Annotated in this window: 10 protein-coding genes; 4 read left to right on the top strand and 6 right to left on the bottom strand. The window is 69.4% G+C overall.

What is annotated here, in order from left to right:
* Window positions 1-4 precede the first annotated feature (4 nt).
* From EOT10_RS13350 to EOT10_RS13370, 5 genes are all read right to left on the bottom strand, one after another.
* Window positions 5-1063 (bottom strand): LLM class flavin-dependent oxidoreductase, encoded by a 1059-nt coding sequence (locus tag EOT10_RS13350; protein ID WP_127828382.1) that lies wholly within the window; start codon window positions 1061-1063, stop codon window positions 5-7.
* 124 nt (window positions 1064-1187) lie between these two features.
* Window positions 1188-2810 carry a glycerol-3-phosphate dehydrogenase/oxidase gene (locus EOT10_RS13355; RefSeq protein WP_127828383.1) on the bottom strand — a complete coding sequence of 541 codons (1623 nt, stop codon included), beginning with the start codon at window positions 2808-2810 and terminating at the stop codon, window positions 1188-1190.
* 3 nt (window positions 2811-2813) lie between these two features.
* Window positions 2814-4358 (bottom strand): glycerol kinase GlpK, encoded by a 1545-nt coding sequence (gene glpK, locus EOT10_RS13360; protein WP_127828384.1) that lies wholly within the window; start codon window positions 4356-4358, stop codon window positions 2814-2816.
* A 59-nt stretch (window positions 4359-4417) separates the two neighbouring features.
* Entirely contained in the window at window positions 4418-5215 is a 798-nt protein-coding gene (locus EOT10_RS13365) for an MIP/aquaporin family protein (RefSeq protein WP_127828385.1), read from the bottom strand.
* Between the two features lie 414 nt (window positions 5216-5629).
* The gene (locus EOT10_RS13370; protein ID WP_127828386.1) at window positions 5630-6394 is read right to left on the bottom strand and encodes an IclR family transcriptional regulator; all 765 of its coding nucleotides are present in this window, start codon (window positions 6392-6394) and stop codon (window positions 5630-5632) included.
* Window positions 6395-6670: 276 nt separating this feature from the next.
* Here EOT10_RS13370 and metH point away from each other — a divergent pair, with 276 nt between their 5' ends.
* The 4 genes from metH (at window position 6671) to EOT10_RS13395 (ending at window position 14692) form a co-directional block, all read left to right on the top strand.
* Complete coding sequence (gene metH / locus EOT10_RS13375; protein WP_127828387.1) at window positions 6671-10192, top strand: methionine synthase; 3522 nt, start codon at window positions 6671-6673, stop codon at window positions 10190-10192.
* Between the two features lie 162 nt (window positions 10193-10354).
* Window positions 10355-11050 (top strand): HAD family hydrolase, encoded by a 696-nt coding sequence (locus EOT10_RS13380; RefSeq protein WP_127828388.1) that lies wholly within the window; start codon window positions 10355-10357, stop codon window positions 11048-11050.
* 370 nt (window positions 11051-11420) lie between these two features.
* Window positions 11421-13025: an ABC transporter substrate-binding protein gene (locus EOT10_RS13390; RefSeq protein WP_127828390.1), complete on the top strand. Its 1605-nt coding sequence runs from the start codon at window positions 11421-11423 to the stop codon at window positions 13023-13025.
* Between the two features lie 83 nt (window positions 13026-13108).
* Window positions 13109-14692 (top strand): ABC transporter substrate-binding protein, encoded by a 1584-nt coding sequence (locus EOT10_RS13395; RefSeq protein ID WP_189491557.1) that lies wholly within the window; start codon window positions 13109-13111, stop codon window positions 14690-14692.
* A gap of 104 nt (window positions 14693-14796) precedes the next feature.
* Here the strand turns inward: EOT10_RS13395 and EOT10_RS13400 are convergent, their stop codons facing one another.
* Window positions 14797-15468: a response regulator gene (locus EOT10_RS13400; protein WP_127828392.1), complete on the bottom strand. Its 672-nt coding sequence runs from the start codon at window positions 15466-15468 to the stop codon at window positions 14797-14799.
* Window positions 15469-15475: the final 7 nt, after the last annotated feature.

Genomic DNA, 15475 nt, shown 5'->3' on the forward strand with positions numbered 1-15475 from the left:
GCGCTCACTCCCACAGGGAGCTGGGCGCCTCCTTCCTGATCACCGGCGCGATCTCCTCGGCGAACCGCTGCAGCGTCTCGATCTGCTCGCCCGTCCCCTGCCCGAAGGCGTCGACGGTGATCGACTGGAGGTCGTGCCGGTACACCGCGTGGTAGCCGAGGATCTTGTCGATGATCTGCTGCGGTGAACCGATCAGCTGGGGCCCGTCCGCGATGGCGTCCTCGACCGTGCGGAACGGCGTGTTGTAGCCCGCCTTCCCCGCCAGGTGCGGCTTGAAGGACTGCGCGACCTTCGCCTCGTACAGGTCCTTGAAGCGCGCCACCGCCTGTTCGTGCGAGTCCGCGATGAGCAGGCCGCCCGAGCCCGCCGCGACATGCGCCCGCGCCGGATCGTGCCCGTATGCCTCGAAGCGCTCGCGGTAGTGGTCGATCAGCTTCGCGTAGGCCGCGCGCGGCTGGATGGCGTTGGCCGTGAACAGCGGGTCGCCGTGCCGGGCCGCGAGCTCCGGGGAGTTGAGCGAGGTCGCCGAGCCGTGCCAGACGCGGGGGAGCCCCGCGTACGGGCGCGGCACCGTGGTCACGTTCTTGAGGGCGGGCCTGAACTCGCCCTCCCAGTCGACGCCTTCCTCGCTCCACAGGCGCCTCAGGAGCTCGTACTTCTCCTCCTGGAGGTCCCACTGGCGTGTCTCGTCGAGCCCGAAGAGGTCGAAGTGACCGGCCTCCGCACCCTTGCCGATCACCAACTCGACGCGTCCGTGGGAGAGTTGGTCGAGGGTCGCGTAGTCCTCGGCGACCCGCACCGGATCGAGGATCGCGACGACGGTGACGCCGGTCAGCAGCCTGATCCGGGACGTACGGGCGGCCAGCGCGCCGAGGACCACCGTCGGACTCGACGACAGGAACGCCCCCGCGTGCCGCTCGCCGACCGCGTACGCGTCGTAGCCGGCCTCCTCCGCCGCGACACCGACGTCGACGACCTGCGCCAACCGGTCGGCGGCGGAGGGGAGTTCACCGGTGAGGGGATGCGGCGCGTGGCCGATGATCGACAGGACCTGGAACTTCATGCCCCCACTCTCGCGCCCGGGCGTTGCGGGCGTATGTACGCGGCATGGCAGCGCACCCGGGCAGGCGTGAGGGGCGGCTCCCCCCGTGGCAGCCGCCCCTCACGTCATATGGATCCAGAGGTACTTACTTCTTGTCGAGCACGTCCTGGACCTTGGCCCGCACCTCGTCCGTGGCGAGGCCCCGGATCGTCAGCGTCGTGCGACGGCGCAGCACGTCGTCCGCCGTCTCGGCCCACTCGTGGTCCCGCGCGTACACGACCTGCGCCATGATCTCGGGCGCGTCCGGGTGGACCCGCTCGGCCAGCGCCGCGTCCTCGTTGGCAAGCCGCGCGATGTCGAAGGCCAGCGAGCCGTAGTGCGTCGCCAGGTGCCTCGCGGTGTCGGCCGCCATGCGCGGACCGGGGGCCGGGTTGTCGACCAGGAGCCGGTGTGCCACGGCGCGCGGGTTGGCGACACCGGGCAGCGGTATCCGCTTCGGCAGCTCCCTGACCGGCTCGAAGTCCTCGCCGAGCGGGTGGCCCGGCAGCGACTCCAGCTTCTTCATGACCGTACGGCCGATGTGCCGGAACGTCGTCCACTTGCCGCCCGCGACGGACAGCATGCCGCCCCGGCCCTCGGTGACGACCGTCTCGCGCTTCGCCTTGGACGTGTCGCCTGGCCCGCCGGGCAGCACACGAAGCCCCGCGAACGAGTAGGTGATCAGGTCCCGCTTCAGCTGCTGGTCCCGTACGGAGAAGGCCGCCTCGTCCAGGATCTGGGCGGTGTCCTTCTCGGTGACCGACACGTCGCGCGGGTCGCCCTCGTACTCCTCGTCCGTCGTGCCGAGGAGCAGCATGTCCTCCCACGGGAGCGCGAACGTGATGCGGTACTTGTCGATCGGCGTCGCCAGCGCGGCCTTCCACGGAGAGGTGCGCTTGAGGACGAGGTGCGCGCCCTTGGAGAGGCGGATCGAGGGGGCCGCGTTCGCGTCCTCCATGGCGCGCAGGTGGTCGACCCACGGGCCGGTCGCGTTCAGCACGAGCCGGGCGTTCACGCCGAACTCCTCGCCGTCGACGCGGTCCCTGAGGTCCGCGCCCGTGACCCGGCCCCGCGTGAAGCGCAGGCCCGTGACCTCGGCGTGGTTGAGGACGACGGCGCCGGCGTCGACGGCCGCGCGGACCGTCATCAGGGCCATGCGCGCGTCGTTCATCTGGTCGTCGCCGTACACGGCCACGGCCTTCAGGTTCTCCGTCCGCAGCTCGGGCACGTCCTGCTGCGCCTTCGCGGGGGAGAGCAGGTGCCCGACACCGTCACCGAACCCCGACAGCGCGCTGTACGCGAAGACACCCGCGCCCAGCTTCGCCGCCCCGTGCGGGCCGCCCTTGTAGACGGGCAGGTAGAACGTGAGCGGGTTGGCGAGGTGCGGCGCCACCTGACGCGACACCGCACGCCGCTCGAAGTGGTTCTCCGCCACCAGCTTCACCGCGCCGGTCTGCAGGTAGCGCAGCCCGCCGTGGAGGAGCTTGGAGGAGGCGGAGGAGGTGGCGCCGGCGAAGTCACCGGCGTCCACCAGGGCCACCCGCAGTCCCGACTGCGCGGCATGCCAGGCGGTGGAGATGCCCAGAATCCCGCCGCCGATCACCAGGAGGTCGTACGTCGCCTTGGAAAGCAGCTCCCGGGTCTCGGCGCGGCTCGCTGCCTTGTACGACGCAGTCGAGCCGGCGGCCGGATGCGTCCCGAGGGCAGGGACGCTCTGCAGGGTGGTCATGTCTTACTCCTCGCCACTTTCGTCGAGCCAGCCCATGGAGCGTTCAACGGCCTTGAGCCAGCTCTTGTACTCACGGTCGCGCTTCTCCGCGGCCATGTTGGGAGTCCACTCGGCGGCCCTGCGCCAGTTGGCGCGCAGCTCGTCGGTCGAGGACCAGAAGCCGACGGCGAGACCGGCGGCGTAGGCGGCACCGAGGCAGGTGGTCTCGGCGACCATCGGGCGCACCACAGGGGCGTCCACGAAGTCCGAGAGCGTCTGCATCAGCAGGTTGTTGGAGGTCATGCCGCCGTCGACCTTGATCGCCGCGAGCTCGACGCCGGAGTCCTTCGTCATGGCGTCGGTGATCTCACGGGTCTGCCAGGCAGTGGCCTCGAGCACGGCGCGCGCGAGGTGCGCCTTGGTGACGTACCGGGTCAGGCCGGCGATCACACCGCGGGCGTCGGAGCGCCAGTACGGGGCGAACAGACCGGAGAAGGCCGGCACGAAGTACGCGCCGCCGTTGTCCTCGACCGACGACGCGAGGGTCTCGATCTCGGCGGCGGTGGAGATCAGGCCCATCTGGTCGCGCATCCACTGCACCAGCGAACCGGTGACGGCGATCGAGCCCTCCAGGGCGTAGACCGCCTTCTGGTCGCCGATGCGGTAGCCGACGGTGGTCAGCAGGCCGTTGTACGAGTTGACCGGCTTGTGGCCGGTGTTCATCAGCAGGAAGGTGCCGGTGCCGTACGTCGACTTGGCCTCGCCCTCGGAGAAGCAGGTCTGGCCGAACAGGGCCGCCTGCTGGTCGCCGAGCGCGGACGCGACGGGAACGCCGCCGAGGAGGTCGCCGAGCCGGCCGCCGCTGACCTCGCCGTACACCTCGGAGGACGAGCGGATCTCCGGCAGTATGGCCAGCGGGACGCCGATGGACTCGGCGATCTTCGGGTCCCACTCCATGGTGTGGAGGTTCATTAGCATGGTGCGGGAGGCGTTGGTGACGTCGGTGACGTGGTGGCCGCCGTTGACACCGCCCGTCAGGTTCCAGATGACCCAGGTGTCCATGGTGCCGAAGAGGATGTCGCCCGCCTCGGCGCGCTCGCGCAGGCCCTCGACGTTGTCGAGCAGCCAGCGGGCCTTGGGGCCGGCGAAGTAGGAGGCGAGCGGCAGGCCGGTCTCGCGGCGGAAGCGGTCCTGGCCCACGTTGCGCCCGAGCTCCTTGCACAGGGCGTCGGTGCGGGTGTCCTGCCAGACGATGGCGTTGTGGACGGGCTCACCGGTGTTCTTGTCCCAGAGCAGCGTGGTCTCGCGCTGGTTGGTGATGCCGATGGCCTTGATGTCGTCGCGGGTGATGCCGGCCTTGGTGACGGCCCCGGCGACGACCTCCTGGACGTTGGTCCAGATCTCGGTCGCGTTGTGCTCGACCCAGCCCGGCTTCGGGAAGATCTGCTCGTGCTCCTTCTGGTCGACGGAGACGATCCGGCCGTCCTTGTCGAAGACGATGCAGCGGCTGGAGGTGGTGCCCTGGTCGATCGCCGCGATGAAGGGGCCTGCGGTGTGTGCGTCGGTCACGGTGTGCTCCTGGAGGTTCTCGGTCCGGCTCTGGCGGTCGTGCGGGGGGATCTACGCGCCTACTTGAAGGCGATGTTGTAGAGGCCGCCCGCTATGGCGCCGCCGATGAGCGGGCCTGCGACCGGGATCCACGCGTACGTCCAGTCGGAGCCGCCCTTGTTCGGCAGGGGCAGCAGGGAGTGCACGATGCGGGGGCCGAGGTCGCGGACCGGGTTGATGGCGTAGCCGGTGGGGCCGCCGAGCGAGAGGCCGATGCCGACGACGACGAACGCGGTGACCATGGCACCGAGGGTGCCCAGGCCGTTGCCGCCGTCGTTCAGGCCCTCGGTGAGGATGGCCAGGACGAGCACGACCGTGGCGATGATCTCGGTGATCAGGTTCTGTGCGGCGTTGCGGATCTCCGGGCCGGTCGAGAAGACGCCGAGCACGGGACCGGCCTTCGGCGCGGCCTTCGGGTCGACCATGCCTTCCTCACCGTTGCCGGCGTGCGCCGCGAGGACCGCGGGGTCGGTCAGATGCGCCTGGAACTGTCCGTAGTACGTCGCCCAGACCAGTACGGCGCCGATCATCGCGCCGAGGAGCTGCGAGGCCAGGTAGAGCGGAACGTCGCTCCACGGGGTGGCGCCCTTGATGGCCAGACCTATGGTGACCGCCGGGTTCAGGTGGGCGCCTGACACGCCCCCCGCCAGGTAGGCGGCGGTCAGCACCGCGAAGCCCCACCCGAAGGTGATCGCGACCCAGCCGGCGTTCTGCGCCTTGGAGCGCTTCAGCGTGACGGCGGCACACACGCCACCGCCCAGCAGTACGAGTACGGCGGTACCGATGGTCTCGCCGATGAAGATGTCGGAGCTGGACACCCGCGACTCCTTTGTCCTTCGTCCAGGGGAAGCCGAACCCCGGGTCCCTCTCCGGTGGTTCGCGCCCTCAGGTGAGGGCGGTTTCGGCCCTGGCTTGTCACACTCTAACGCCTATTGCCGGTAGGTGTTCGACAATGCCGACCGATGGACGCGAGTCTCACCCGGTGTTACTCGCTAGTCAAGGGTTCCGTTATCGAAAACTCGATCGTTATTGATCGGGTCGGGTTATCGGTGCTGGCCGGGGGTGAAGTGCCTGGACTGCGCGTCCATCGATGGTGTCGCGGGCGGGTGCACCCTGCACGTTGAACGGGGGGTGGAGAGCGGCGTGCCCCGGCCGGGCAACGGAAAGGCCCCGCCTCTGAAGGCGGGGCCCGTGGTCCGTAAGGGTGACCGCGCTCGCGCGGCGCGGGAGGGTCAGAAGCGGCTGGCGCCCAGGTCCCTGGAGACCGCGCGGGCGCAGTCGCGCACGGCGGCGATCAGCTCGGGCCGCAGCTCCCCGTCGGCGCACACGCGCTCCACGGCGCCGGTGATGCCGACCGCGCCGACGGGCATGCGCCGCCGGTCGTGGATGGGGGCCGCGACCGAGGCGACGCCCTCCCAGGTCTCCTCGACGTCGTCCGCGTACCCGCGCGCGCGGGTCAGGTCGAGGACGGTCTCGAACTCCTCGATGTCGCTCACCGTCCGCCCCGTGAAGGCCTTCCGCTCGGCCTCGACGACCTCGCTGTGCGCCACCGGGTCGTACGCCGACAGGACCTTGCCGAGCGCCGTGGAGTGCAGCGGCTGCATCGCGCCGACCTCCAGGACCTGACGGCTGTCGTCGGGCCGGAAGACGTGGTGCACGATCAGTACGCCCTGCTGGTGCAGGACACCGAGATAGACGCTCTCGCCGCTGGAGCGCGCCAGGTCGTCCGTCCACACCAGGGCGCGCGCCCGCAGTTCGTGGACGTCGAGATAGCTGTTGCCGAGGCGCAGCAGCTCCGCGCCCAGCTGGTAGCGGCCCGACGCGGCGTCCTGCTCGACGAAGCCCTCGTGCTGAAGCGTGCGCAGAATGCCGTGCGCCGTCCCCTTGGCGAGGCTCAGCGCGGAGGCGATGTCCGAGAGGCCGAGCCGGCGCTCACCGCCCGCGAGGAGCCGCAGCATGGCGGCGGCCCGCTCGAGTGACTGGATGTTCCGTGCCATCGCAGCCTTCCTCCCTCGATCCTCACGCCGAGCATCGTTCGGCAATGCTGAACACTATCGGTCGTTGCCGACCTCGTGCGAATACGCGAGGAGCCTATATTTCAGCCGGTTTCCCTCGACGCACCGGTTCGGGGCACCCCCGCGCCCCCGGCAGACGGGCGTTCCGGCCCGTGGACGCCTCCGCGGGGAATTCGCCGTCCCGGCTACCCTGACCGGGTGCGGCTCCTCCATGGGATCCGCAAAGCCGACAGCCGTCGCACCTCAGGGAGCACTTTCATGGCCTCGTTGCCAACCCCCGTCCCGTCCACCGACCCCGCCGGCCGCGAGCGAGCCGACGCCCTCCGTGAGGCCCTGGCCACCCGTGTGGTCGTGGCCGACGGCGCGATGGGCACGATGCTCCAGGCCCAGGACCCGACCCTCGACGACTTCGAGCAGCTCGAGGGCTGCAACGAGATCCTCAACGTCACCCGCCCCGACATCGTGCGCTCCGTCCACGAGGAATACTTCGCCGTCGGCGTGGACTGCGTCGAGACGAACACGTTCGGCGCGAACTTCGCGGCCCTGGGGGAGTACGACATCCCCGAGCGCGTCTTCGAGCTCTCCGAGGCCGGCGCGCGCATCGCCCGCGAGGTCGCCGACGAGTACACCGCGAGCACCGGACAGCAGCGCTGGGTCCTCGGCTCCATGGGCCCCGGCACCAAGCTGCCCACCCTCGGCCACGCCGCGTACACGACCCTGCGGGACGCCTACCAGCAGAACGCCGAGGGCATGATCGCCGGCGGCGCCGACGCGCTGCTCGTCGAGACGACCCAGGACCTGCTCCAGACCAAGGCCTCGATCATCGGCGCCCGCCGCGCCCTCGACGCCACCGGCGTGAACCTCCCGCTGATCTGTTCGGTCACGGTCGAGACCACCGGCACGATGCTCCTCGGCTCCGAGATCGGCGCGGCCCTGACCGCCCTGGAACCGCTCGGCATCGACATGATCGGCCTGAACTGCGCCACGGGCCCGGCCGAGATGAGCGAGCACCTGCGCTACCTCGCCCGCCACTCCCGCATCCCGCTGTCCTGCATGCCCAACGCCGGCCTGCCCGTCCTCGGCAAGAACGGCGCGCACTACCCGCTGACCGCCCCCGAGCTGGCCGACGCCCAGGAGACCTTCGTCCGCGAGTACGGGCTCTCCCTCGTCGGCGGCTGCTGCGGCACCACGCCCGAGCACCTGCGCCAGGTCGTCGAGCGCGTCCGCGGCCTCACCCCCACCGTCCGCGAGCCCCGCCCCGAGCCGGGCGCCGCCTCGCTCTACCAGACGGTCCCGTTCCGCCAGGACATCTCGTACATGGCGATCGGCGAGCGCACGAACGCCAACGGCTCCAAGAAGTTCCGCGAGGCCATGCTGGAAGGCCGCTGGGACGACTGCGTCGAGATGGCCCGCGACCAGATCCGCGAGGGCGCGCACATGCTCGACCTCTGCGTCGACTACGTGGGCCGCGACGGCGTCGCCGACATGGAGGAGCTGGCCGGCCGCTTCGCCACCGCCTCCACCCTGCCGATCGTCCTCGACTCCACGGAGGTCGACGTCCTGCGCGCCGGCCTGGAGAAGCTCGGCGGCCGCGCGGTCATCAACTCCGTCAACTACGAGGACGGCGACGGCCCCGAGTCCCGCTTCGCGAAGGTCACCCGCCTCGCGCAGGAGCACGGCGCCGCCCTGATCGCGCTGACCATCGACGAGGAGGGCCAGGCCCGCACCGTCGAGCACAAGGTCGCCATCGCCGAGCGCCTCATCGACGACCTGACCGGCAACTGGGGCATCCACGAGTCGGACATCCTCATCGACTGCCTCACCTTCACGATCTGCACCGGCCAGGAGGAGTCCCGCAAGGACGGCATCGCCACCATCGAGGCGATCCGCGAGCTGAAGCGCCGTCACCCCGACGTGCAGACCACGCTCGGCCTGTCCAACATCTCCTTCGGCCTCAACCCGGCCGCCCGCATCCTCCTCAACTCGGTCTTCCTCGACGAGTGCGTGAAGGCGGGCCTGGACTCGGCGATCGTGCACGCGTCGAAGATCCTGCCGATCGCGCGCTTCGACGACGAGCAGGTCACCACCGCCCTCGACCTGATCTACGACCGCCGCTCCGAGGGCTACGACCCGCTGCAGAAGCTGATGGCGCTGTTCGAGGGCGCCACCGCGAAGTCCCTCAAGGCCGGCAAGGCCGAGGAACTCGCCGCGCTGCCCCTGGAGGAGCGCCTCAAGCGCCGCATCATCGACGGCGAGAAGAACGGCCTGGAGGCCGACCTCGACGAGGCACTCACGACCCGGCCCGCCCTCGACATCGTCAACGAGACGCTCCTCGACGGCATGAAGGTCGTCGGCGAGCTGTTCGGCTCCGGCCAGATGCAGCTGCCGTTCGTGCTCCAGTCCGCCGAGGTCATGAAGAACGCGGTGGCCTACCTGGAGCCGCACATGGAGAAGTCCGACACCGAGGGCAAGGGCACCATCGTCCTCGCCACCGTGCGCGGCGACGTCCACGACATCGGCAAGAACCTCGTCGACATCATCCTGTCGAACAACGGTTACAACGTCGTCAACCTCGGCATCAAGCAGCCCGTCTCCGCCATCCTGGAGGCCGCCGAGGAGCACAGGGCCGACGTCATCGGCATGTCCGGACTCCTCGTCAAGTCCACCGTGATCATGAAGGAGAACCTGGAGGAGCTCAACCAGCGCAAGATGGCGGCCGACTACCCCGTCATCCTGGGCGGAGCGGCGCTCACCAGGGCCTACGTCGAGCAGGACCTCCACGAGATCTACGAGGGCGAAGTCCGCTATGCCCGCGACGCGTTCGAGGGCCTGCGCCTCATGGACGCCCTCATCGCCGTCAAGCGCGGCGTCCCCGGCGCCACACTGCCCGAGCTCAAGCAGCGCCGCGTGAAGGCAAGCGCCGTACAGGTCGACGAGCGGCCCGAGGAGGGGCCGGCCCGCTCCGACACGGCCACCGACAACCCGGTCCCCGAGCCCCCGTTCTGGGGAACCCGCGTCATCAAGGGCATCCAGCTCAAGGAGTACGCGTCCTGGCTGGACGAGGGCGCTCTCTTCAAGGGCCAGTGGGGCCTCAAGCAGAACCGCACCGGTGACGGGCCCACGTACGAGGAGCTCGTGGAGACCGAGGGCCGCCCGCGCCTTCGCGGCTGGCTCGACGACCTGCACACCAAGAACATGCTCGAAGCCGCCGTCGTCTACGGCTACTTCCCGTGCGTGTCCAAGGGCGACGACCTGATCATCCTCGACGACGAGGGCAACGAGCGCACCCGCTTCACCTTCCCGCGCCAGCGCCGCGGCCGCCGTCTGTGCCTCGCGGACTTCTTCCGCCCCGAGGAGTCGGGCGAGACCGACGTCGTCGGCCTCCAGGTCGTCACCGTCGGCTCCCGGATCGGCGAGGAGACCGCCAAGCTCTTCGAGGCGAACGCCTACCGCGACTACCTCGAACTGCACGGCCTGTCCGTCCAGTTGGCGGAGGCACTCGCCGAGTACTGGCACGCGCGCGTCCGTTCGGAGCTGGGCTTCGCCGGCGAGGACCCCGCCGAGATGGAGGACATGTTCGCGCTCAAGTACCGCGGCGCCCGCTTCTCCCTCGGCTACGGGGCCTGCCCCGACCTCGAGGACCGCGCAAAGATCGCCCAGCTCCTGGAGCCCGAGCGCATCGGCGTCCACCTCTCCGAGGAGTTCCAGCTCCACCCCGAGCAGTCCACCGACGCCATCGTCATCCACCACCCGGAGGCGAAGTACTTCAACGCGCGGTGACGGGCGCGGGAGCGGGGCCGGGGAAACCGGTCCCGCGCCCGTGACCACGTCATGGCGCGCGTGATCCGCGTCGGACGTACACTGGTCGGTCCAGTGCAGGCCGGTTGCCTTCCCGTGCAAGGAGGCAGCCGGCCTTCTCGTCCCTCACGGAGGTGTGCCCGGATGACCAGTACGGTCCCCGCTCTCGGTACCCGAACGGCCGAAGGCTCCGCTCTGCAGGCCGTGCTCCTCGACATGGACGGCACCCTGGTCGACACCGAAGGGTTCTGGTGGGACGCGGAGGTCGCCGTGTTCGCCGCCCTGGGGCACGCGCTCGACGAGGCGTGGCGCGAGGTCGTCGTCGGCGGCCCGATGACCCGCAGTGCCGGCTTCCTCATCGAGGCGACCGGCGCGGACATCACGCTCCCCGAGCTGACCGTGCTGCTCAACGACGGCTTCGAGGAACGCATCAGCCGCGCCCTGCCGTTGATGCCGGGCGCCGCGCGCCTGCTGGCCGAACTCGCGGCCCACGAGGTGCCCACGGCCCTCGTGTCCGCCTCGCACCGGCGCATCATCGACCGCGTCCTGGCCTCGCTCGGCCCCCAGTACTTCGCGCTCACCGTCGCGGGCGACGAGGTCGAGCGGACGAAGCCGTACCCCGACCCGTACCTCCTCGCCGCCGCGGGCCTGGGCGCGGATCCGGCCCGATGCGCCGTCATCGAGGACACCGCCACCGGAGTCGCCGCCGCCGAGGCGGCCGGCTGCCACGTCGTCGCCGTACCCTCCGTCGCCCCCATCGCGCCCGGATACCGGCGCACCGTCGTCCCGTCGCTCGAACACGTCAACCTGCCTTTCCTCCATGGCCTGATGGGCGTGTGAACTCGCGGTAACATCCGGCACGCCCGACCGAATCCCCAAGCCCATCAAGCTAGTTGAACGTGTGACGTTTCCCACTCGACGTGGGGTCGACAGGTGCGCGGACCTGTGCTGTGACCCGCGCCACCACTCCACGTCCTGTGACCATGTGTCCCGATTGGTCGGAACCTGAGCCGAAGCGACCCCTGTGGGGTTATCAGTGCGTCCACGCCCGGTTTCGCAGCGTGATGAACACTCCCCTCCGGCCCCTTCGAAACCCCCTGGGCCCGCGCATTAATGTCGTCGCGAGAACATCGCCGTAACCCCTCGTGTCCCGTCGACACCACCCCCGTTGCCGGGCCCACGGGACAGACAGCTCTGGAGAACTTCGAGCATGAACCGCAAGACTTTGGTGTTGCCGGCCGTCATCGGCCTGCTCGCGCCTGTGCTCGCCGCGTGCGGCGGGTCCGCCGGCGGGGGCAAGGACGGCAACCCGATCGCCGTCGGTACCACCGACCGGTTCATCGCCTCGAAGGCGGTCCCCGCCCCGTTCGACCCCGCGTACGCCTACGACGCGGGCTCCTGGAACGTACTGCGCCAGACCATCCAGACCCTGATGGCCATGCCGCGCGGCGGCGGCGAGCCGGTACCCGACGCCGCCGAGAGCTGCGGATTCACCGACACCGGCAACGAGCGCTACGCGTGCACCCTGCGCAAGGGCCTCTCGTTCGCCGACGGCACGCCCGTCACCGCCTCGGACGTCAAGTTCTCCGTCGACCGCGTCCGCACCCTCAAGAGCGACAGCGGTGTCTCCGCACTGCTTTCGAGCGTCGACACGGTCGAGACCAAGGGCCGTGACCAGGTGATCTTCCACCTGAACACCGCCGACGCCACGTTCCCGTACAAGCTGGCCACCCCCACCGCGGGCATCGTCAACCCCGACGACTACTCACGCGGCAAGCTGCGCAACGGCTTCGCGATCGACGGCTCCGGCCCGTACACCCTCGACGCCAAGGTGAAGAACAACACCCTGGTCAAAGCCGTCTTCACCAAGAACCCCCACTACAAGGGGCAGTTGAAGCCGAAGAACGACAAGGTCGAGCTGGTCTCCTTCGCGGACACCGACGCCATGGGCAAAGCCCTCCAAAAGGGCGACGTCGACATGATGACGCGCACCATGTCCCCGGAGCAGATCAAGCAGCTCTCGGCCGACCCGGGCAAGAACATCAACCTGGTCGAGATGCCCGGCATGGAGATCCGCTACCTCGGCTTCGACACCAGCGCACCCGTCGTCCGGAGCAAGGCCGTCCGCCAGGCCATGGCCCAGGTCATCGACCGCGGCCAGCTCACCGCCGACGTCTACGGCAGCTCCGCCGAACCGCTCTACTCGCTCGTGCCCGCCGGCATCACCGGCCACACGAACTCGTTCTTCAACAAGTACGGCGAGCCGAGCGTCGGCAAGGCCACCTCGATCCTCTCCCGCGCGGGCATCAGCACACCGGTCAAGCTCACCCTGCACTACACGACCGACCACTACGGCCCGGCCACCAAGCGGGAGTTCGAGGTGCTCAAGCAGCAGCTCAACTCCAGCGGCCTGTTCTCCGTCGACATCAAGGGCGACGCGTGGGACACCTACCGCGCCTCCGAACTCAAGGGCAAGTACGACGTCTACGGTCTGGGCTGGTTCCCCGACTTCCCCGACGCCGACAACTTCATCGCGCCGTTCCTCGACAAGGACAACTTCCTTGCGTCGCCCTACGCGAACAGCACGATCCGGGACCAGCTCATCCCCGAGTCCCGTCGTGAGGCCGACCGGCTGACCGCCTCCAAGAGCCTCACCCGCATCCAGGACATCGTCTCCGACGACGTGCCCGTCCTCCCGCTCTGGCAGGGCAAGCAGTACGTCGCCGCACGTGACGACATCACCGGGGTCGAATGGGCCCTCAGCTCCTCCTCGATCCTCCAGCTCTGGGAACTCGGCCGCGGCGTGAGCGGCTGATCCCCTCGCGAGCCGGCCTTCCCGTCCAGGGCGGCCGGCTCGCCCGTTTTCCGCACCACTGACGACAAGGCACGTACGTGAGAATGCGCAACCACTGGCTGGTCCTGACCATCGGGACGGGACTCACCGCGGCTCTGCTGGCCGGATGCGGCACCGACCAGGGCAGTGCCGCCGGGAAGGGCGGCGCCGTGGTCATGGGAATGTCCGACGACATCCAGGCCACCGACCCCGCCTCCGGCTACGACCCGGGGTCGTGGCTGCTGTTCAACAACGTGTTCCAGTCCCTCCTGAGCTTCCCCAAGGGCAGCACGGAGCCGGAACCCGAAGCCGCCAAGGAGTGCTCCTTCACGGACACCGGCACCCGCGTCTACTCCTGCACACTGCGCGACGGCCTCAAGTTCAGCAACGGCCACAAGCTCACCTCGACGGACGTCAAGTTCTCCTTCGACCGCATGATGAGCATCAACGACGACGCCGGCCCGGCGATCATGTTCCCGATGCTCGACAAGGTCGAGACGCCCGACGCGAAGACCGTCGTCTTCAAGCTCAAGCACGCGGACGCCACCTTCCCCAGCAAGATCGCGTCCGGTGCCGGCTCCATCGTCGACCACACCGCGTACTCGATGAACAGCCTGCGCTCGGACGGCGAGGCGGTCGGCTCCGGCCCCTACAAGCTGGACTCCTTCAGCAAGACGAAGGCCGTCTTCTCGGTCAACGCCGACTACAAGGGCACCGCCAGGGTCCAGAACTCCGGCATGACCATCAGGTTCTTCCACGGCGACCAGGCAGGCCTGAAGAAGGCCCTCGTCAGCGGCAAGATCGACCTCGCCTACCGCGGACTCGCCGCCAAGGACGTCGCCGCCATCCAGAACTCCGCGTCGATGAACTCGAAGACGGAGGTCGTCGAGGGCACCAGCGCCGAGGTCCAGCACCTGGTCTTCAACATGAACGACCCCGTCGCCGGCCGCCTGTCCGTACGCAAGGCCATGGCCTACCTGATCGACCGGGACTCCCTCGTCGACGAGGTCTACCAGGACACCGCCACCCCGCTGTACTCGATCATCCCGGCGGGCATCAGCGGCCACAACACGGCCTTCTTCGACACCTACGGCGCCCACCCCTCGCTCTCCAGGGCACGCGCCGCGCTCCGCGCCGACGGCATCACCGGCAAGGTGAAGCTCACGCTCTGGTCGACGCCCTCGCGCTACGGCCCCGCCACCGACCAGGAACTCGCGGCCATCGCCAAGCAGCTCAACGCGAGCGGCCTGTTCGACGCCGACATGAAGTCCATCGCGTTCAGCCAGTACGAGAAGGACATCAAGACCGGTAAGTACGGCGTGTACGTGAAGGGCTGGGTGCCGGACTACCCGGACCCCGACAACTTCACCCAGCCGTTCTTCGGCGCGGGCAACGTGCTCGGGAACAACTACACCAACAGCACCATCACCGGGAAGATCATCCCGGAGACCGGGGCGGAGAGCGACCGCGCCTCCACCGACCGGCAGTTCGGGCAGCTCCAGAACATCGTCGCCGCCGAGCTGCCCGTCCTGCCCGTCTGGCAGGCCAAGCAGTACGCCGTCGTCCGCGACAGCGTCTACGGCCTGGAGAACTGCCTCGACGCGTCGACGGTCTTCCGGTTCTGGGAGATCAGCAAGGGCACGGCCTGAGCCCCGCGCCGGCTCCCGGCCGCACACATGACGGTGGCCGCCTCCCCATGCGGGAGGCGGCCACCGCCGTTTGTTCTTGTACGGCCCTTACTGCTTGTACGGCCTTACTGCGCGCCGGGACGCACCAGACCGCTCTCGTACGCGTACACCGCCGCCTGCACACGGTCCCGCAGGCTCAGCTTCGTCAGCACATGGCCGACGTGCGTCTTCACCGTCGTTTCGCTGACGAACAGGTCCGCCGCGATCTCCGCGTTCGAAAGCCCGCGTGCCACCAGCTTCAGGACCTCCACCTCACGGTCGGTCAGCGTGTGCAGCGTGTCGGGCACCGGCTCGTCGCCCGACGGCAGATGGTCCGCGTACTTGTCGAGCAGCCGCCGCGTGATGCTCGGCGCGAGCATCGCCTCGCCCGCCGCGACCACCCGGATCGCCTGCACCAGCTCGTTGGCCGGGGCGTCCTTCAGCAGGAAGCCGCTGGCGCCGGCCCGCAGCGCCTCCACCACGTACTCGTCGAGGTCGAACGTCGTCAGGACGAGCACCTTCGCCGGACCGTCCCGGCCGGGGCCGGTGATCTGCCGGGTCGCCTCGACACCGTCCATCCGCGGCATGCGGATGTCCATCAACACCACATCGGGCTGCAGGGCACGGACCTGGTCGAGCGCCTGCAGGCCGTCTCCGGCCTCGCCGACGACCGCGATGTCCTGCTCGGCCTCCAGAATCATCCGGAACCCGGTACGGAGCAGCGGCTGGTCGTCGACCAGTAGGACGCGGATCGCCACGTAACTC

This window comes from Streptomyces antnestii, from assembly GCF_004005495.1.
Taxonomy (GTDB): domain Bacteria; phylum Actinomycetota; class Actinomycetes; order Streptomycetales; family Streptomycetaceae; genus Streptomyces; species Streptomyces antnestii.

What these genes read in the sequence shown, in the direction of transcription:
- EOT10_RS13350 (WP_127828382.1), bottom strand. Translation starts at nt 1,063, where the DNA reads ATGAAGTTCCAGGTCCTGTCGATCATCGGCCACGCGCCGCATCCCCTC.
- metH (WP_127828387.1), top strand. Translation starts at nt 6,671, where the DNA reads ATGGCCTCGTTGCCAACCCCCGTCCCGTCCACCGACCCCGCCGGCCGC.
- EOT10_RS13380 (WP_127828388.1), top strand. Translation starts at nt 10,355, where the DNA reads ATGACCAGTACGGTCCCCGCTCTCGGTACCCGAACGGCCGAAGGCTCC.
- EOT10_RS13370 (WP_127828386.1), bottom strand. Translation starts at nt 6,394, where the DNA reads ATGGCACGGAACATCCAGTCACTCGAGCGGGCCGCCGCCATGCTGCGG.
- EOT10_RS13395 (WP_189491557.1), top strand. Translation starts at nt 13,109, where the DNA reads ATGCGCAACCACTGGCTGGTCCTGACCATCGGGACGGGACTCACCGCG.
- EOT10_RS13390 (WP_127828390.1), top strand. Translation starts at nt 11,421, where the DNA reads ATGAACCGCAAGACTTTGGTGTTGCCGGCCGTCATCGGCCTGCTCGCG.
- EOT10_RS13355 (WP_127828383.1), bottom strand. Translation starts at nt 2,810, where the DNA reads ATGACCACCCTGCAGAGCGTCCCTGCCCTCGGGACGCATCCGGCCGCC.